Raw genomic sequence first — 17,417 nt, forward strand, 5'->3', positions numbered from 1 at the left:
AATCCTGCATGGAGACGGGGCACTTGCGCTTGTGCCGCGCCCAAGGCGCGCGAGCGGTCCCGCCTGCCGGGCCGCTGGCAGGCACCTACCGGACAAGGATCCCCCAATTTGTATTTTCTACGATCCCCGCGGGCCACGATTTGCAATATATGCCGCGCTGCCGCCGCTTTGATAATGTCCACGATGGGAAGGAAGCCATCGGCCCGCCAGGCATGGCAGGTAGCGCTCGGCCTTGCCGCCGTCGCACTCGGTCTGTGGGCAGGCGTCGCCTGCGCCGAGGTGGCCGAGCCGGCGTCTTCCGTGGAGGCGGCGCATTGCGGGGATCTGATCGCGATCGTGCGGGATAGCCTGGATAGGGAGGCGGCGGTGTCTTGTGCCCGTTCCGGCGCTTCATCGTGCAGCGAGCGCAAGCGTCCCCTGCTTGCCATCACGACGTATATCCAGCAGCGCACTGCCGCCGGCAGCGACGATTGCGAGACATTGCTCGAGGTGAATCGCCGGCTGCGCGCGTTGCCCGCAAGGCACTGACAAATCCTGTCCACGACAAGCTGTTGCGCGGCGGCCCGGGCGGTGCCGCATTGCCATGGCGGCTGGCCAGATGCCGGCAGAGGGCGTGGCGGTGCTACCATTCGCGCTGCTTGCCAGCGTGGGCATCATGCCCAGGCGGCGGACTTCGACTTTTGCAGGGGAATCTGGATGGATCCGACAGTAGTGATCAGCACCTTCGAGCGCATTGCCAATGACGAGACGGTCGAGCTATCGGTGGACGACGCCGTGGCTGGACTGGCAGCGCTGCTCGCCAGCGAGACGTTTTCCGACGCGGCGCGGGCGCTGCTGGAAAAGGTGGGCGCCACGCTCTATCGCGTGAGCGTGGACGGCCACCAGGACTAAACGGCGGCCGCTCGCACGGGTGGAGCGGTGCCGTCTCAATAGACGGGCGCCTCGCCATCCGGGCGGTGCTTGAAGCGGCGGTGCACCCAGTAGTATTGCTCCGGCATGGCGCGCACCTGGGTTTCCAGGAATGCGTTCATGCGCAGCGCGTCGGCCTTCTCGTCCCCCGAGGGATAGCCCGCCATCGCATCGAATATCTTCAGCTTGTAGCCGCGGTAGCCGGGCAGGACCGAGGTTGTGAACGGCACGACACGCGCACCGCTAAGCGCGGCGAGGCGGGATACCGAGGTAAGCGTGCAGGCCTGGACGTTGAAGAACGGCACGAATACCGAGTCGCGCAAGCCAAAATCCATGTCCGCGGCGAGCATCAGCGGCGTGCCTGATTTAAGTGCCCGCAGTGCCTGCCGCACGCTGCCGTTGCGCGGGATCATCTCGGTGCCGAACCTGCCGCGCTGCTGCCTCGCCAGGTGTTCCAGCAAGGGGTTGGACATCTTGGAGTAGAGCGAGGCCACCGGGTGCCTGGTCGAGTAGAACATGCAGCCGGCCTCGATCGCCACGAAATGGAACCCCAGGAAAATGGTCGGTCCGGCGTCGGCATTGCCGAGTTCGATGGCGGAGTCCAGTTCGACGAGGTCGTTCAGCCTGCCGGCGTCGCCATACCATTGCACGCCGCGCTCCAGATAGCTCCGGATCACATGACTGAAATGTGCCTCGCCCAAAGCATGCCGGTGCGACTCGCTTGCATCCGGAAAGCACAGCCGCAGGTTGGTCTGCACGACGCTGCGGCGCCGGCTCGGAATGCGATAGAGCAGGGCGCCAAGGCCCATGCCGATGCGTGCGCACACGCAGTAGGGTAGGGCGGCGAGCAAACGCAGCAGGCTGATGGTGAAAAAAAGTCCGATGCGCTGGATCATCCGGGTCCTGAAAGATTACCGCGCCGCGTGCTTCGCGCCGCCGTAGCGCGGTTTGCGCGGGCGTGCGGCATGGTCTCAGTGAGATAGCGGCAGTGAGTGGTGAGGGCCAGCGGGAGCAGTGTGCCGACGATGATGGGAAATGGCCCTGCCGGCCTATGTCACTGCAGGTCCTGCGCCAGCGTTTGTTGCAGGGCGAGTTGCCAGCCCTGCGTATCGACGTTCTTTTCGTCGCGGTAGATCCAGCTGGTGGTGCAAGTCTGGCACACGAAAGTGCTGATGGTGCTCGCGGGGCGGCGTGGCACCTTGATGCGCTGCGTGTCGGTGATCCTGAGCATGGCATGCCCCGGCGAACCACCTCGGTTGGCTTCGATGGCGAGGCAGGCTGGGCAAGGCGACATGCGGAATCCGGCAGCGGTAGGTGGGTGACTGTAGCACGTTCATGCGGCCACAAACCGTCACGGGCGAGGGTGCCTGGACGCTAAATCGGGCCCACCCGCCATCCTTGGCGCACTTTCTTTGACGCCACGTTGACATGCCCCTTCCATGCCTGTATAAATGTTGATGCAGGATCTTTCAAGCGGTTACTCAGATGTTATGGATCGTCCCTCCAAGCGGCGATTCGTTTGCTCCATGTTCCTTCCTTGATCGTCATGCCTGGTGAGCAATAGGCTCATCCAGAACTTTTAAGGTTTAAAGGATATCCAGCATGGAAACCGGTACCGTCAAGTGGTTCAACGACTCCAAGGGCTTCGGCTTCATCACCCCTGACGCAGGCGGCAACGACCTGTTCGCGCATTTCTCGGAAATTCAAGGCGGCGGTTTCAAGTCGCTGCAAGAAGGCCAGAAGGTGCGTTACGTTGCAGGCGTTGGCCAAAAGGGCCCCGCAGCGACCAAGATCGAGCCGATCTGATCGAGCCGAATCGAATCGCCTAGAAAAAGCCCCGCCTAGCGGGGCTTTTTTTTACCGACCGGGAATCAGCGAGGCGCCTGCGCCAAATCATCATGCCTGTGGTCGAATCCATCCTTCTTGCTGCCGTCCGGGTCTCGTCTTTCGACGGCCAGCAACCGCTCACCAATGCGAGTGGCTTTTTTTTCGAGCGCGACGGGCGACTCTTCGTAGTGACCAGCCGCCATGTGCTGCTCGACGAGCCGAGCAAACATCACCCCGACCGCATCGAGATCGAACTGCATAGCCAGCCGGAGAACATGGCCGACTCGATCGGCTTTTCGATTCCGCTGTACCGCGATGGCCTTGCGGTCTGGCGGGAAGGCGAGGATGGTGGCGGCCCGGTCGATGTCGGGGTGGTGGAACTGGAGCGCAAGGCGCTGCCGCCGAAGCTTGTCTACAGGGCTTTCACGCCGGAGCACCTGGCGCGGCCGTCGGACCACGTCGAGGTGGGCGATTCGCTGTTGATCGTGGGATTCCCGCTGGGTTTTCATGATGCGCTTCATCATTTGCCGGTGGCGCGCCAGGCGGTGGTCGCATCCGCTTACGGATTGCGTTTCCAGGGCCAGGGGTTTTTCCTCACGGATGCAAGGACCCATCGCGGCACGAGCGGTGCGCTGGTGGTCTCGCGCATGCGCGATGGCCGGGGTGAGAAGCTGGACCTGCCGTGGATGCTGCTGGGTATTCACTCTGCCCGCTTCGACGTGGGTTCGCGCGACCTGGCGGAGGACGAGGTGCTCGGACTGAATTCGGCCTGGTATGCGGACATGCTGCTGACCCTGACCGAGCCGGCGAAGGCGGCGCCAGCAAGGACGGCTCCGGGCGCGGCCGCGCCTATTGCCGCCACGCCAACCACGCCGTCCGCCGGGTCGTCTTCCCCGGCGCCTTCCACATCTCCAGAGCCGCCAAAATAAAGGTGATGATGCTGCGCCTATAGGAGTAGAGTGGGGATCAATGGAACTGCGGAGCGCATCATGGACGCCAATCCGATTGCCAGCTACAAAGGGTTCGATTTGTACCCGCTCGTGTTCAAGCATGCGGTGGTGCGCACCTGGCCGGAGCGCAGGCCCGACAGGACCTTCGATGCCGCCGTTGTGATCTGCCGCGAAGGTGGTGAACCCGAGGGCGAGAAAGCCCGTACTTTCCGCCTGGATACAGTGCCTTGGGACAATATCGGTGCCGCGCGCCGTGGTGTCGTCCGATACGCCGAGGACATCATCAACGGCGCGATCCCCGGGCAATCCGTCGTATCGCTCTGACGCCTGTCGCGATATGCGGCAGGGTCCGCTGTGGTGCGAGGGTGGAGCGGGTTCGCCCGCCGCGGCTGTATCACCCGTCGGCCAGGCGATGGGCCGCCTATCCACCTGGCCGGTGCCATGATTGATCTCGTTGCCTTCGTGAAGCCCGTGCTTGATGAGATCACCGGGCAAGATGTCAGGACCTGGATGACAGGACAGCGCGTAGTCACCGCGAACTGGCAGATCCCTGATGCCAGAAGCCTTGCCTGGTCCGACAGGACGCTTGAAATCGAGATGGCGCAGGAAGTCGCGGAACAGCTGAGCAGTGCCGACCAGCGCGCCTTATATCAACTGCAACGCAGCCTTGACCGGTTTTTGCGCGCACGCCTTGGTGTCCATTGCAAGCAGGACAGGCCAGGGAAAGCGATCGCGATTGTCGTCGATCGCCTGATAGCTCCCTAGCTTGCCCCGCGTGGTCGCGCAATGGGTCCCGGCATTGTCCAGTGTGTGCGAATCTTTACGAGGCCCGCATCGGCGGCATCCAGCCGCCTGGAGCACTACATGAACAATACGCCTTCCGCCAGCTACAAGGGATTCGACCTCTATCCCCTGGTGTACAAGATTCAACCCGCGCAATCGTGGCCCAGGACCAAGCCTGACCGCAGCTTCACTGCGTCAGTGGTCATTTGCATCGAGGGTCATCGGCCCGGCAGCGAACGCACTCGCGTGTTTCGCCTCGAAAGCACGCCGTGGGAGAATATCGGTACGGCGCGCAGGGGGGCCGTGAAGTTCGGCGAAGATATTATCAACGGGCTGATACCCGGTGAGTCGGTGACCACGCTGTAAGGGTTGTGCCGGAGATGATTCCGGCACAACGGTGCGGCGTTGCCCAGTGCGACGTCCGGAGCGATGCCAGTGGCGCGGGTCTACCTGTCAAATATTGCCGTGCGCATCGCGCCGGCCCGAGAGCGCATACGTCATGAACAAGGTTGCGACACCATCCAATTTCCTCTGCACGCTACCGGGGCAAGGCAAAGGCATCGCCTACCACGTGGCTGTCAGCTTTCTGGACTCCAGCCACCCGACAGGCGTTCGTTTCACCAGCTTCGTCGGCGACGGCAGGCGTTCGTTCGGGGTTCAGGCCAGGGAGGCAGCCCTGTCCGGCACGGCCGTCGACAGCTTCGAGGCGTTGTGCCGGCTGGCGATCGGGCAGGCGATTCGTGACAATTTGTATGACAAGGCCGGCGAGGGAGACTTCGTGCTGGACCTGGACGCGGAACCCTGGGAGGGCGAATTGCGCCCGGTCGGCTCTCGCGTTGGTGCCAGCGTCCCACGCATGCGTTTTCCCGGCTGAGCTTCCGCCGCTCGCGGCGAAGGCACGGGCGCGTTGCGCGCCGTGGCCAGGCGTAATCGGAGCTTAGACCCCGAACGCCGGACTGCCAAAGCGTGCCAGCAGCGTTTCGATCAGTGCCATATCTTCCGTGCGCGGCGTCCTGTCTTCGGTTGCGCGCGACGGGCCACAGTAGGTGGCGGCCACATGCCTGCGTACGGTAAGCACTTCATCGGCCGGGCGTTCCACCGTGACCTCGGGTCCCGGCACGTGGCGGTAGCTTCCGCCTACCCAGCCGCCCGGCGTCAGGTGCATCTCTTCCCATTCTTCGCTGATCGACATGTTTCTTCCTTTCATAAGAGAGTTGGGAGGGGGCCGCGGGTCTACAGCCTGACGGCGCGGCAGCGTGTCTGGCCTTGGTATCAATACTTGTGACGGTAGTTGATGCGGCCCTTGGTCAGGTCGTAGGGCGACATTTCCAGCGTCACGCGATCGCCGGCCAGGATACGAATGCGATTCTTCTTCAGGCGGCCGGACGAATATGCCCACACCTGGAAACCATTTTCCAGAATGACGCGGAAGCGGTTGTCCGGCAATACTTCCGATACTTGTCCACCAAATTCCACCAGTTCTTCTTTAGCCAAGGATGATCCTTTTGCAGCAAGTGCTGCTGCACATTAGGTTTAGACGCATGCGGGTTGCTTTTATGTGGCCGGCTTATTGCAGGCGCATGCCGGCAGCGACGCTCTCGGCCGCGCGTCGGGCGGCCTGTTTTGCCTGGGCTTCGGTGCCATGCGTGGCATGGCGCATCGAAACGTTGGCGACGATGCATTCGGAGCCGTTCTTGTATTCGGCGATCAGGTAGGTCGCAAACCACACGCCTGGCTCTTGTTGGATTGGGTACACCGATACGGTGTACGGATTGCTGCGGTTGCTGCGGTTGATGCCTTGATTGATGCTTTGATTCAAAGTGCTGCCCTTGTGCGGGCGGACGATCTGAGGCGACGTTGAGCGCATCTCATGGTGCGCCGCGTGCTCTCTTGGGGCGATCGGTCGCCGTGATTGAGTTGCCAGCCGCGTCAGGCCCTGCGCTGTTGCGCGAGGAAGGTGGCTGGTGATGAGTGGACCGTGCTTGCGCAGGCTGATGCGCCAGGTACATGCGCACAGGTTGCGGAGCGGACATGCCGCCGGGTCGGAAGGGTGATGGGCGGTTGCCGCCCTGAACGAATCGGGTGTACGCCCGACAGGCCGCCGTTAATGTTCTGATGATGTACGGCGACCGGCACGTTGGCGCCGATGACTAGATGCGGTCGGCAAACGGCCAAGATGGTCAATGATACCATTTTCCGTCTATCGGCGCTTGCGTCCGGATTTGGGCGTACGATAGGCAAGGTGTTGCGCGTGGCGCCGCTTGCGGCACTTTCGTGGCGACGCGCCGCCAATCGTATCCCAGGGATGCCGGGGCCGGGCGCCGGGCAGGCCGCAACAGCGCGAGGTGGACGATGCCGGAGAGTTTTTTCTATAGGGGGCACTACGTCAACTTCGAGCTGACGCAGCGCACCTTTGGTCAATGGCACTGGATCTACACCCTGGACACGCACGGCCGCTTCGAAAACCAGGGCAGCGCATTCGGCACGCGCGAACTGGCCAGGGCCGATGCGCTGGAAAATGCCAAGGCACGGATCGAGCGCCTGGTCGAATAATGTCCTGAATCCCGATTGCAACGCATCCCGGATTCAGCGCGCCAGACGCTCGCCCGCCTTATTTTCCTTCGTTGGGAATGTTGTACTGCTCGCGCAGCGCGGTCGTGAAAGGCCGGATCTTCTGCAGGCAGGCGGCGCTGTCGCCGCCTTCCATGGTCGAGAGGTCCCAGTTGCATCCGCCTGCATCCGGCGCATGCCAGCATACGTCGCCAAAGCAGGCACCGTTGCATTCCGTCCATTTTTGCTGCTCTGCGCGGATCATCGCGCGCAACTCCGCCTTGTTCTTGATTTGTCTTTCCATAGTCGTCTCCTGTGTTTTCGTGGGGAAGTGTTGCCGGGCGTGGCTGCGGCTGTGCCGGTCAGGGCGGCCGCGCGATGGACTGCAATTCCGGGCGAATCGAGGGGCCGGGGTGAAGGCCGTGCGTGGATGCCGGCGGATGCCGCGTCGTGGGAAGACGCCGGTGGGGCGTCGCTGGAGCGCGCGGGCATCGGACGGGAGAAACAAGCGCGGGGGCGGGATTACTTGCGTTTGACGAAGGTGGACATATCGTCGATGACGGTCCTGGCATAAGACACGGCCAGGTCGATGGCATCGTGCGGCGTTTGCGCGATATGCTGAAGCAGCGGGGGCACCAGCCTGAGCGAACCGCTGTCACCGCTGACCTGGGTGATGGTCACTGTCGCGAGAAATTTCGCCCGCGCGAGTTCGGCATCAGGGCTGTCGTCGAACGAGCGACGCACATTGGCCGAAACCTTGAACCCCTTGTAGATCGCATGATTTTGAGACATGTTGATCTCCTTTCTTCAACGAGCATACGCTGTTTGCCCGGTGGTGTCCGATTTACTTTTCCGCATAATGGAAGGCGATGCGGTTATCGCGCGATAGCCGATAGCGATAGCGAATGGCGATTTTCGTGGTGCGAAACGCTTCCCGCTGCGCGTGATAATTCCCTGAGTGCGGGAGTAAGCGGGTATGCTGGATCTGCCGCCTGGCAAGCAATGCAGTAACTCACTCGTGGAGCATCACCATGGCCAAAGGTCAATTACGCGGCAATCGCGAAACCAAGAAGCCCAAGCAACCCAAGAAGCCGGTCGCCCCTGCCGCCCCGTTCGGTGCAGTCCAGTCGCGTGTCGGCAATGATGGTGCAACGGGCAAGAAGAAGTAATCGAGGCAGGATTGAAGCGGTGCGTCAGGCCGGACCTTGCCATTCCTGCCCCTTGGCAGGAGGCCCGGGTGTCGCCGCTATGCGCGCGCCCAGCGCCTGGCATCGCTTGATGATGCGACGTTCGCTAGTCAGCCTTCAGGGCGTTCAAAATAGCGGGAGTGCAAGATGAGGCGTGACATGTCCTTCGCGGACCGGGTGCTGTCAGCACTACGGTCCGACAGCCAGGCGATGATGACGGATCTTCAACTCGCCAAGGCGCTGGGCAATGCCGAGGCATCCAAGCTAAGTCACCATTTGCTGCTGCTTCAGGATTCAGGCCTGGTGGCCAAGACGGCCACCTCCGGATGGCGCCTGACCTGGGCGGGACACGACCGCGCGGAAGCGCACAGCGCGTCGTAGCGGGAACATGACCGGCCATCCGGCCGGCCCGAGAGCATATTACGCGCGATAACACGACAAGGCCCGCAGCCATGGCGGCACGGGCCTGAAAACGCTATCGCATCGCTGATGCTATTTCTTGTCGGCGGGTTGCTCGGTTCGCGGATCGAACTGGCCGGGCTGGGAGGTCCGGCCTTTCTCGCCGGGTTGCTGGAAGTGCGTCTTCCAGGGCGTGGCCGGCGTTTTCCGCTGACCAGGCGGCCTGGGACAATAATTCATGAAGTACCCCCCTCGGTGACCGACAGTGCCGGACCGGCACCTCCTCAGTGTAGGCGCGTGGCTGTGCTTTCCCTAGCACTGTTACCGGTGAGGCACCCGCCAGCGCGTGTCATTCCTCCTGGAATGCTTCCTCGCGCTTGGCCTTGATCGACGGCAGCGCCACAATGCAGACCAGTAGCGCCGCGGCAATCAGCAAGCCCAGCGACAGCGGACGGGTCACGAATACCGTGAACTCGCCACGTGAAAGCAATAGCGCCCTGCGGAAATTCTCCTCCATCATCGGCCCCAGCACGAACCCCAGCAGCAGTGGCGCCGGCTCGCACTTGAGCTTGATGAACAGGTAGCCGATCACACCGAAGCCAGCCGCCGTAAATACGTCGAAGGTCTGGTTGTTGACCGAGTACACGCCGATGCAGCAGAACACCAGGATGGCCGGGTACAGGAAGCGGTAAGGGACCTGCAACAGCTTGACCCAGATCCCGATCAGCGGCAGGTTCAGGATGATCAGCATCAGGTTGCCGATCCACATCGAGGCGATCAGGCCCCAGAACAGCGCGGGGTTGCTGGTCATGACCTGCGGGCCCGGCTGGATGTTGTGGATGGTCATCGCACCCACCATCAGCGCCATCACCGCGTTGGGCGGAATGCCCAGCGTCAGCAGCGGGATGAAGGAGGTTTGCGCAGCGGCGTTGTTGGCCGATTCCGGACCTGCCACGCCTTCGATGGCGCCCTTGCCGAACTCATGCGAGTACTTCGAGGTCTTCTTTTCCAGCGAGTAGGCCGCAAACGACGCCAGCGCCGCACCACCGCCCGGCAGGATGCCCAGCGCGGAGCCCAGGAAGGTGCCGCGCAACACGGCAGGCGCCATGCGTCTGAAGTCGGCCTTGGTCGGCCACAGGTTGGTGACGTGATCGGTGAAGGTCTCGCGGTGCTCCTTCTGTTCCAGGTTGGCGATGATCTCCGCGAAGCCAAACATGCCCATGGCCAGCGCGACGAAGTCGACGCCATCGGTCAGTTCAGGAATGTCGAAGGAGAAGCGCGCCGCGCCCGAATTCACGTCGGTACCGACCAGGCCCAGCAGCAGCCCAAGCACGATCATGGCTACCGCCTTGGGTAGCGAGCCCGAGGCCAGCACCACGGCGCCAATCAGGCCCAGCACCATCAGAGAGAAGTACTCCGCGGGCCCGAACTTGAACGCCAGTTCCGACAGCGGCGTAGCGAATGCGGCAAGGATCAGGGTAGCCACGCAGCCGGCAAAGAACGAGCCCAGGCCGGCGGTGGCCAGCGCCACGCCAGCTCGCCCTCGCCGTGCCATCTGGTAGCCGTCGATGGTGGTCACCACGGACGACGATTCGCCCGGCAGGTTGACCAGGATGGCGGTGGTGGAGCCACCGTACTGCGCGCCGTAATAAATACCGGCCAGCATGATCAGCGCGGCCACCGGCGGCAGCGTGTAGGTCACCGGCAGCAGCATGGCGATGGTGGCCAGCGGCCCGATGCCGGGCAGCACGCCGATCAGCGTTCCCAGCAGGCAGCCGAGGAAGCAGTAGCCAAGATTTTGCAGTGTCAGCGCCGTGGAGAACCCAAGGGCCAGGTGTTCGAATAGTTCCATGAGGCTGTCTCCCTTGCCTGCAGTGAAACCCGGGCGGAGCATCCGCCGTAAGGCGGAGGCCGCGGACCAGGCCGCGCGCTGTGTTTTGAATTTGCGCGCGAATCGGAGGACGCCGGCGCAGCGGGTCGCTGTGCAGGTTTCCGCCGCAGATCGTCATCGACAGCAAGTGCGCGCATGTCGGGCGCGCCTCAATGGCTTACCAAGCACGGTAGGCTTGCGTGCTTTCATCCGGCTTTCAGCGGAGGGCGCTGCGGGTATGTCCTGATGCATTCCGATGTGCAGCGAGTGGCGCTTGCGGTTCGCGCGTGCCGGAAACACCGACGCCCCGCGCAAAAGACGGGGCGTCGTCACATTGCCGGCCGCCAGCCAGCCCGGCTGGCAAGCAGGCTGCCTTTCCGCTTACTGCTTCATTGCATCCTTGCCCATGGCATCCTTGCTCATGCTGTCCTTACTCATGCTGTCCTTGCCCGTCTTGTCCTTGCTCATCTTGTCGCTGCTCTTCTTCGTCTTGTCCTTGCTCATCGCGTCCTTGTTCATGGTGTCCTTTGCCATGCTGCTGTCGTTGGCCATGGGCGCGGCATCCTTCTTCATGGCGTCCTGGGCGAAAGCGTGACCCGCAAACAGCATGGCGGTTGAGAGCAGTGCGGTTGCGAACAGTTTGTTCATGGTGTTCTCCTTGGGTTGATAGCCAGTGTGCAAGCCGGCACCATGCCGGCCAATTTCAAGCGGATCAGGATCCGCCGAACCAGTTGTATCCCTGGTCTTCCCAGTAACCGCCGGGATACGTGTTGGTGACGTACAGCGCCATGATGTGCTTGGGGTTCTTGTAGCCAAGCTTGGTCGGCATGCGCAGCTTCATCGGAAAGCCGTACTTGGGCGGCAGTGTCTGCCCGTCGTAGGTAAAGGTCAGCAGCGTCTGCGGGTGCAGCGCGGTGGGCATGTCGATGCTGGTGAAGTAATCGTCGGCGCAGCGAAAGCCCACATACTTTGCGCTGGTGTCGGCGCTCACGCGATGCAGGAACTCGGAGAAGGGCGTGCCGCCCCACTTGCCGATGGCGCTCCAGCCTTCCACGCAGATATGCCGGGTGACCTGCGAGGTTTGCGGCAGCGCGTAGAGCTGGTCGAGCGTCCAGGACGCCTTGCGTGCCACCAGGCCGCCCACTTCCAGGCGGAAATCGCTGGCGTCGACCTCGGGCACTTCATCTTCGCCGTAGAAAGCATTGAACGGGAAGGGGCGCGTGATGCGGGATTCGTCGTAGGTAGGCGCGAGACGGCCGGGATCGAACAGCCAGCCTTGCACGCGATCGTTGAAGCGCGATACCGCGGTAAGGAAGCGTTCCACCGAGGCATCGTCGGTCAGGCTGCAGCCGGTCAGCATCGACAGGCCGCCCAGCGTGACGGCGCGCTTGGCGAACAGGCGGCGCGAGGGCATATCGAGTTCGCGCACGGCATCGCGCAGGATCAGGTTCCGGTCGAGCGTGACGATGGGTTTGGGTTTGTTCATGGCAATTCTCCGCGAGGCGGCTCTCTGGATTTGGCGGGATGGCGGGCGGGATGGCGTTCAGCGGCCGCGCAGCATGATCAGCAAGGTGCGCGGCACCAGCGCAACCATGGCCACATGCACGGCGGTGAACAGCACGATGGCGCTCATGCACACGAAATGGACCCAGCGCGCGGCGTCGTAGCCGCCCATCAGGTCACGCAGTAGCGGGAATTGCACCGATTTCCAGATCGCCAGGCCGGACAGCACCGTCAGCACGATGACCAGCACCACGCCGAGATACATGGCCTTCTGGGCCGCGTTGTATTCGGCCAGGTCCGGGTGCGCCAGCCTGCCACGCAGCGCCGCGGCCACATCGCGCAATGCCTCGCGCACCGACAGCGGCAGGAAGCGGCGGCGGAATCGTCCGGTAATGGCGTTCATCAGCAGGTAGAACAACCCGTTGGCGACCAGCAGCCACATGGCCGCGAAGTGCCATTGCAGCGCGCCGCCAAGCCATCCGCCGAGCGTGATGCCCTTGGGGAAGTGCAGGCCGAACAGCGGCGATGCGTTATAGATGCGCCAGCCGCTCATCACCATGATGATGATGGCTATGGCGTTGAGCCAGTGGGTCAGGCGCACCCATGCCGGCTGGATGGAGGCGGACGCATGTCCGTGGCGGCCGGGCGCGGGCCGCGATAGCTGGGAGGCAGTATCCACCGTCGTTCTCCAATGTTCCCGTGGCGGCAGCGAGTGCTGATGCAAACGGTTTGTGTGCCTTTGTCGACGGTGGCGGCACGAACTTACACGCGAAACGGAAAATCTTTCTGGCACGCGGGCGCGTCGGCAATGGGTATCCCCAAAGTCACTCAGCTGGCTCGGCGAAAGGAGGAACGGACTGTCGGGCGACGCATGGGCGGCTACCCTAGCTTCACAGTAGCACCGCGCCGGCGGGACACCAAAGGTAATCCCTGCCTGGCCACCCCAGCCTGGGCAGTCCGGCCACGGGTGCCGCTACAATGCTGGCGGGCAGCGCGCCCAACGCAACGCTGCGCGTGCTGGCTTCGGCCGCGCCGCGCCATCCGTCTCCCAGCCACCACCCACGGATCCAGGATCTCCGCATGCCTCTGACCGCCGAGCAGCTTATCGAATACATGGACTTCGCCACGGGCCTTGCGCAGGCGGCGGGCAACGCCAGCCTGCCGTACTTCCGTAGCGCGCCTGCGGTGGAGGACAAGGGCGGCCGCCGCTTCGATCCGGTCACCGAGGCCGACAAGGCCGCCGAGCGCGCCATGCGCGACCTGATCCGGGCACGGTATCCGGAGCACGGCATCCTGGGCGAGGAAGAAGACCGCGTGGCCGGCAGTTCGCCACTGACCTGGGTGCTCGACCCCATTGACGGCACCCGTGCCTTTATCACCGGGCTGCCGCTGTGGGGCACGCTGATCGCGCTCAACGATGGCCAGCGTCCGGTGCTCGGCATCATGGACCAGCCGTTCACGCGCGAGCGCTTCAGCGGCGACGGCCGGCAGGCCTGGCTTAACGGCCAGCCTCTGCGTACGCGGCCTTGCGCCGACCTGTCGCAGGCCAAGGTGATGTGCACCACGCCGGAAATGTTCGACGATGCAGCGCAGTTCGTCGCATTTCGCCGCGTGGCCGATGCCGCCAGGATGCAGCGCTATGGCGGTGACTGCTACGCGTATTGCATGGTCGCCGCGGGCCATGTGGATGCCGTGGTGGAAGCCGGCCTGAAGGCCTACGATGTGCAGGCGCTGATTCCCATCGTGGAAGGCGCCGGCGGCGTCGTGACGAGCTGGACCGGTGGCGACGCACAGCAGGGCGGCACCGTGGTGGCCTGCGGCGACCGGCAATTGCACCAGCAGATACTGGCGCTGCTGAATGCGCCTGCCTGATCACGTCGAAGGCCGCGGGTGAGGATGCCGGGCTTGCTATCATGCTGGCCGCGACGTCCGGCGCGGGAAAAGTCACCCCGGCCAGCCATCCCGGCCCGGACTTAACTATGCAGTAGGGAAGAAACCAGAAACATGATGTCAAACGCTTGCGGCCTCGATTTCGGCACGTCCAATTCCACGGTGGGCTGGTGCCGGCCGGGACAACCCACGCTGTTGCCGCTGGAAGATGGCAGGTTCACGCTGCCTTCGGTGATCTTCTTTCATTCGGAGGATCCGCTGGTCAGCTACGGCCGGGCCGCGCTCGGCGATTACCTGGCAGGCTATGAAGGCCGGCTGATGCGCTCGCTGAAAAGCCTGCTGGGCACTTCGATGATGGAAGACAGCACCGAAGTCATGGGCCAGGCCATGCCTTTCCGCAAGCTGCTGTCGCATTTCATCGGCGAACTCAAGCAGCGCGCGGAAACCTCGGCCGGCGCGAGTTTCGACAAGGTCGTGCTGGGGCGCCCCGTGTTCTTCATCGACGAAGACCCGAAGGCCGACCAGCTTGCCGAACAGACGCTGCGCGAAATCGCCGCGGACGCCGGCTTCAAGGACATCGAGTTCCAGTACGAGCCGATTGCCGCAGCCTTCGACTACGAAGCCACGATCTCCCGCGAGGAACTGGTGCTGGTGGCCGACATCGGCGGCGGCACCTCGGACTTCTCGCTGGTCCGCCTGTCGCCCGAGCGCGCCGGCAAGACCGACCGGCGCGGCGATATCCTGGCTAATGGCGGCGTGCACATCGGCGGCACGGATTTCGACAAGAGCCTCAGCCTGGCGAGCGTGATGCCGTTCCTGGGGCTGGGCAGCGAACTGCGCAACGGCAAAGCGATGCCTTCGGGGCAGTATTTCGACCTGGCCAGCTGGCACACCATCAACCTGGTGTACACGCGCAAGGCGTGGTCGCACGTGATGGACAACTATCGCGACGCGGCCGACAAGGTAAAGCTCGACCGCCTGATCAGCCTGATCAAGCAGCGCGCCGGCCACTGGTTGGCGATCCAGGTGGAAGCAGCCAAGATTGCCTTGTCGGGCGAAGCGCAGACGCAACTCGACCTGGGACGTATCGCGCCGGGAGAAACCATGGCGATCACCCGGGCGGACTTTGACCAGTCCATCGGCAGGCTGGTTGGCAAGACCGAGGTAACGGTGCAAGCGTTGCTGCGCGATGCGGGCGTGCAGGCGGACGCGATCGACACGGTGTTGTTTACCGGCGGCTCGAGCAGCGTGCCCTTGCTGCGCGAGCGGCTGTCCGAACTGATCCCGGGGGCGCAGCGGATCGAGGGCGATTTGTTCGGCGGCATTGGCTCCGGCCTCGCGCTGGATGCGCGCCGCAAGTTCGGCTAAGCGCCTCGCGTCCGGCAGTGACTCATTGAAGGCCGGCGCCGCGCGCCGGCCTTCATGCGTTCATCCCCTCGTGCTAATGTCCCATCTTCGCGAATACGCGCTATCGAAGAGGCACCACATGCATGCGGGTATCGTCGAAGCCAGCTACGGCTCCGATCCGGTCGGCCTGGTCAGCGGCTTCCGCTTCCTGCCCGGCGAGCCGGGCCAGCCCATGGATTCCGCCGCCGCGGCCATGTGGCTCAAGCAGCCCCCGTCGGGCGACGAGTTTCTCTGGCTGCACTTCAACCTGTCGCACACCGCCTGCGAACGTTGGCTGAAGAGCCAGCTCGACCTGCCAGAAGGGTTTTTCGAAGCACTGCGCGAAGGCTCGCGTTCCACCCGCATCGAGCGGCTCGACGTGGCGCTCCTTGCGGTGGTCAACGACGTGATCTACAACTTCGGCGTGAGTTCCACCGACATCTCCACGCTATGGGCCTGCGCCGACCGCCGCATCCTGGTGACGGCGCGCATGAAGCCCCTGCGCTCCGTCGACCAGTTGCGCGCCTCGGTGCGGCAGGGCGAGCTGTTCCACACGCCGCTGGCGCTGCTGGTGCATTTGCTGCGCGACCAGGCCGATGTGCTGGTGCGCATCGTGCGCGAAACCAGCGGCACCGTGGACCAGGTCGAAGACCGCCTGCTCTCGCAGCGCCTGCATGGCAACCGCGCCGAACTCGGCTCCATGCGGCGCGGACTGGTGCGCCTGCAGCGGCTGCTCGCGCCCGAGCCCGGCGCGCTGTTCCGCCTGCTCAACCGTCCGCCGGCGTGGCTGCAGGAGCAGGATATCCAGGACCTGCGCGACTCGACGGAAGAGTTCTCGCTGGTGCTCAACGACCTGGCCGCGCTGGTCGAGCGCATCAAGCTGTTGCAGGAAGAAATCGCGGCCAAGCTCAACGAGCAGACGAATCGCACGCTGTTCACGCTGACGCTGGTCACCGTGCTGGCGTTGCCGATCAATATCGTGGCGGGTTTCTTCGGCATGAATGTGGGCGGCATTCCGCTGGCCGATCATCCGCACGGCTTCTGGGTGCTGGTGGTGCTGGTAGCCAGTTTCACCGTGCTGGCCGGCCGCTGGGCTTTCCGCAAGCAGGGGGATTACTAGCGTCCCGGGGAGGGATTTCATGCGGGCGTCATAACCTGCTGCTAGCCTGCCCGTCACCGCGTTGTTGCGAACAGGAGTGAGCGATGAGACCAGACGAGAACGAGCTGATTCGGCGCATCCACCGCGAGGTGGCCGATCACTATGACGAAGAGCTCGAACTGGAGCTGGAAGACCACCATGTCGATACGCTGTTCGGCGAGGGCGGCGGCGGGCTGGACGATGAAGAGCGCGCCGCGCGCCGACAGTATTTCCGCGAACTGTTCCGCCTGCAGGGCGAACTGGTCAAGCTGCAGAGCTGGGTGGTGGAGACCGGCCACAAGGTCGTGATCCTGTTCGAGGGGCGCGACGCGGCGGGCAAGGGGGGTGTGATCAAGCGCATCACCCAGCGGCTCAACCCGCGCGTGGCCCGCGTGGCCGCGCTGCCCGCGCCCAACGATCGCGAACGCACGCAGTGGTATTTCCAGCGCTATGTCTCGCACTTGCCCGCGGCGGGCGAGATCGTGCTGTTCGACCGCAGCTGGTACAACCGCGCCGGCGTCGAGCGCGTGATGGGTTTCTGCACCGACGACCAGTACGAAGAGTTCTTCCGATCGGTGCCGGAGTTCGAGCGCATGCTGGTGCGCTCGGGCATCCAGGTCATCAAGTACTGGTTCTCGATCTCGGACGAGGAGCAGCACCTGCGCTTCCTGAGCCGCATCCACGATCCGCTCAAGCAGTGGAAGCTCAGCCCGATGGATCTAGAATCCCGCCGGCGCTGGGAGGACTACACCCGTGCCAAGGAAGTCATGCTGGAGCGCACGCATATTGACGAGGCGCCGTGGTGGGTGGTGCAGGCGGTCGACAAGAAGAAGGCGCGCCTTAACTGCATCCATCACCTGCTGCGGCAGATGCCTTACGAGGAGCGCGCGCAGCCGCCCGTGGTGCTGCCGCAGCGCGAGCGGCACGAGGACTACATGCGCCAGCCGGTGCCGGACACCATGATCGTGCCGGAAGTCTATTGATCATCCGGGCAGGGCCGCGCCAGCATTGCCCTGCCAGATCCC

General features: G+C 63.7%; 26 protein-coding genes. 15 read left to right on the forward strand and 11 right to left on the reverse strand.

Annotation, left to right across the window (positions count from 1 at the left end; genetic code table 11):
* Positions 1-183 precede the first annotated feature (183 nt).
* Positions 184-528, forward strand: coding sequence for a hypothetical protein (locus ACZY0R_RS19245; RefSeq protein ID WP_488860416.1), 345 nt, complete (start codon positions 184-186; stop codon positions 526-528).
* Between the two features lie 168 nt (positions 529-696).
* Positions 697-891, forward strand: coding sequence for a hypothetical protein (locus ACZY0R_RS19250; protein WP_488860418.1), 195 nt, complete (start codon positions 697-699; stop codon positions 889-891).
* A 35-nt stretch (positions 892-926) separates the two neighbouring features.
* Here the strand turns inward: ACZY0R_RS19250 and ACZY0R_RS19255 are convergent, their stop codons facing one another.
* Positions 927-1,805, reverse strand: a complete 879-nt coding sequence (locus ACZY0R_RS19255) for a lipid A biosynthesis lauroyl acyltransferase (RefSeq protein ID WP_488860420.1) — start codon at positions 1,803-1,805, stop codon at positions 927-929.
* 158 nt (positions 1,806-1,963) lie between these two features.
* Complete coding sequence (locus ACZY0R_RS19260) at positions 1,964-2,203, reverse strand: hypothetical protein (RefSeq protein ID WP_045236662.1); 240 nt, start codon at positions 2,201-2,203, stop codon at positions 1,964-1,966.
* Between the two features lie 308 nt (positions 2,204-2,511).
* Here ACZY0R_RS19260 and ACZY0R_RS19265 point away from each other — a divergent pair, with 308 nt between their 5' ends.
* The 6 genes from ACZY0R_RS19265 (at position 2,512) to ACZY0R_RS19290 (ending at position 5,343) form a co-directional block, all read left to right on the forward strand.
* Positions 2,512-2,715, forward strand: coding sequence for a cold-shock protein (locus ACZY0R_RS19265; RefSeq protein ID WP_006157950.1), 204 nt, complete (start codon positions 2,512-2,514; stop codon positions 2,713-2,715).
* A 98-nt stretch (positions 2,716-2,813) separates the two neighbouring features.
* Positions 2,814-3,665, forward strand: coding sequence for a trypsin-like peptidase domain-containing protein (locus ACZY0R_RS19270; RefSeq protein ID WP_488866050.1), 852 nt, complete (start codon positions 2,814-2,816; stop codon positions 3,663-3,665).
* Positions 3,666-3,725: 60 nt separating this feature from the next.
* Positions 3,726-4,010: a hypothetical protein gene (locus tag ACZY0R_RS19275; protein WP_035860860.1), complete on the forward strand. Its 285-nt coding sequence runs from the start codon at positions 3,726-3,728 to the stop codon at positions 4,008-4,010.
* Positions 4,011-4,127: 117 nt separating this feature from the next.
* A complete protein-coding gene (locus ACZY0R_RS19280; RefSeq protein ID WP_488860423.1) occupies positions 4,128-4,451 on the forward strand; it encodes a hypothetical protein in 324 nt (107 codons plus the stop codon).
* Between the two features lie 99 nt (positions 4,452-4,550).
* Positions 4,551-4,835, forward strand: a complete 285-nt coding sequence (locus tag ACZY0R_RS19285; RefSeq protein WP_035860866.1) for a hypothetical protein — start codon at positions 4,551-4,553, stop codon at positions 4,833-4,835.
* 133 nt (positions 4,836-4,968) lie between these two features.
* Positions 4,969-5,343: a hypothetical protein gene (locus ACZY0R_RS19290; RefSeq protein ID WP_045236664.1), complete on the forward strand. Its 375-nt coding sequence runs from the start codon at positions 4,969-4,971 to the stop codon at positions 5,341-5,343.
* 63 nt (positions 5,344-5,406) lie between these two features.
* Here ACZY0R_RS19290 and ACZY0R_RS19295 read toward each other — a convergent pair whose 3' ends face one another.
* The 3 genes from ACZY0R_RS19295 to ACZY0R_RS19305 all read right to left on the reverse strand — a co-directional run bounded on the left by ACZY0R_RS19295 (position 5,407) and on the right by ACZY0R_RS19305 (position 6,264).
* The gene (locus ACZY0R_RS19295; protein ID WP_035860870.1) at positions 5,407-5,661 is read right to left on the reverse strand and encodes a hypothetical protein; all 255 of its coding nucleotides are present in this window, start codon (positions 5,659-5,661) and stop codon (positions 5,407-5,409) included.
* Positions 5,662-5,741: 80 nt separating this feature from the next.
* Positions 5,742-5,963, reverse strand: coding sequence for a translation initiation factor IF-1 (infA, locus tag ACZY0R_RS19300; protein WP_006157957.1), 222 nt, complete (start codon positions 5,961-5,963; stop codon positions 5,742-5,744).
* Between the two features lie 73 nt (positions 5,964-6,036).
* The gene (locus ACZY0R_RS19305; RefSeq protein WP_488866052.1) at positions 6,037-6,264 is read right to left on the reverse strand and encodes an isochorismatase; all 228 of its coding nucleotides are present in this window, start codon (positions 6,262-6,264) and stop codon (positions 6,037-6,039) included.
* A gap of 557 nt (positions 6,265-6,821) precedes the next feature.
* Here ACZY0R_RS19305 and ACZY0R_RS19310 point away from each other — a divergent pair.
* Complete coding sequence (locus ACZY0R_RS19310; protein ID WP_045236665.1) at positions 6,822-7,022, forward strand: hypothetical protein; 201 nt, start codon at positions 6,822-6,824, stop codon at positions 7,020-7,022.
* Positions 7,023-7,080: 58 nt separating this feature from the next.
* Here the strand turns inward: ACZY0R_RS19310 and ACZY0R_RS19315 are convergent, their stop codons facing one another.
* Both ACZY0R_RS19315 and ACZY0R_RS19320 read right to left on the reverse strand, forming a co-directional pair.
* Positions 7,081-7,323 (reverse strand): hypothetical protein, encoded by a 243-nt coding sequence (locus ACZY0R_RS19315; RefSeq protein WP_045236666.1) that lies wholly within the window; start codon positions 7,321-7,323, stop codon positions 7,081-7,083.
* A gap of 218 nt (positions 7,324-7,541) precedes the next feature.
* Complete coding sequence (locus tag ACZY0R_RS19320; protein ID WP_035860875.1) at positions 7,542-7,811, reverse strand: hypothetical protein; 270 nt, start codon at positions 7,809-7,811, stop codon at positions 7,542-7,544.
* 239 nt (positions 7,812-8,050) lie between these two features.
* On the opposite strand from ACZY0R_RS19320, the gene ACZY0R_RS19325 reads away from it, so the two are divergent.
* Both ACZY0R_RS19325 and ACZY0R_RS19330 read left to right on the forward strand, forming a co-directional pair.
* Positions 8,051-8,188, forward strand: a complete 138-nt coding sequence (locus ACZY0R_RS19325; protein WP_200876690.1) for a hypothetical protein — start codon at positions 8,051-8,053, stop codon at positions 8,186-8,188.
* A gap of 177 nt (positions 8,189-8,365) precedes the next feature.
* Positions 8,366-8,587 carry a hypothetical protein gene (locus tag ACZY0R_RS19330; RefSeq protein ID WP_035860877.1) on the forward strand — a complete coding sequence of 74 codons (222 nt, stop codon included), beginning with the start codon at positions 8,366-8,368 and terminating at the stop codon, positions 8,585-8,587.
* A gap of 367 nt (positions 8,588-8,954) precedes the next feature.
* Here ACZY0R_RS19330 and ACZY0R_RS19335 read toward each other — a convergent pair whose 3' ends face one another.
* From ACZY0R_RS19335 to ACZY0R_RS19350, 4 genes are all read right to left on the reverse strand, one after another.
* Positions 8,955-10,457 carry a tripartite tricarboxylate transporter permease gene (locus tag ACZY0R_RS19335; RefSeq protein WP_488860428.1) on the reverse strand — a complete coding sequence of 501 codons (1,503 nt, stop codon included), beginning with the start codon at positions 10,455-10,457 and terminating at the stop codon, positions 8,955-8,957.
* A 399-nt stretch (positions 10,458-10,856) separates the two neighbouring features.
* On the reverse strand, positions 10,857-11,123 hold the full coding sequence (locus tag ACZY0R_RS19340) for a hypothetical protein (protein ID WP_045236668.1): 267 nt from the start codon (positions 11,121-11,123) through the stop codon (positions 10,857-10,859).
* A 64-nt stretch (positions 11,124-11,187) separates the two neighbouring features.
* Entirely contained in the window at positions 11,188-11,961 is a 774-nt protein-coding gene (locus tag ACZY0R_RS19345; protein WP_488860430.1) for a molybdopterin-dependent oxidoreductase, read from the reverse strand.
* 57 nt (positions 11,962-12,018) lie between these two features.
* A complete protein-coding gene (locus ACZY0R_RS19350; protein ID WP_045236670.1) occupies positions 12,019-12,657 on the reverse strand; it encodes a cytochrome b/b6 domain-containing protein in 639 nt (212 codons plus the stop codon).
* A gap of 401 nt (positions 12,658-13,058) precedes the next feature.
* On the opposite strand from ACZY0R_RS19350, the gene hisN reads away from it, so the two are divergent.
* The 4 genes from hisN to ppk2 all read left to right on the forward strand — a co-directional run bounded on the left by hisN (position 13,059) and on the right by ppk2 (position 17,375).
* Positions 13,059-13,850: a histidinol-phosphatase gene (gene hisN, locus ACZY0R_RS19355; protein ID WP_488860432.1), complete on the forward strand. Its 792-nt coding sequence runs from the start codon at positions 13,059-13,061 to the stop codon at positions 13,848-13,850.
* A gap of 132 nt (positions 13,851-13,982) precedes the next feature.
* Complete coding sequence (locus tag ACZY0R_RS19360; RefSeq protein WP_488860434.1) at positions 13,983-15,236, forward strand: Hsp70 family protein; 1,254 nt, start codon at positions 13,983-13,985, stop codon at positions 15,234-15,236.
* 118 nt (positions 15,237-15,354) lie between these two features.
* A complete protein-coding gene (locus ACZY0R_RS19365; protein ID WP_488860436.1) occupies positions 15,355-16,374 on the forward strand; it encodes a transporter in 1,020 nt (339 codons plus the stop codon).
* Between the two features lie 83 nt (positions 16,375-16,457).
* The gene (gene ppk2 / locus ACZY0R_RS19370; protein WP_045236673.1) at positions 16,458-17,375 is read left to right on the forward strand and encodes a polyphosphate kinase 2; all 918 of its coding nucleotides are present in this window, start codon (positions 16,458-16,460) and stop codon (positions 17,373-17,375) included.
* The last annotated feature ends 42 nt before the right edge of the window (positions 17,376-17,417 follow it).

The organism is Cupriavidus sp. F041, assembly GCF_057814235.1.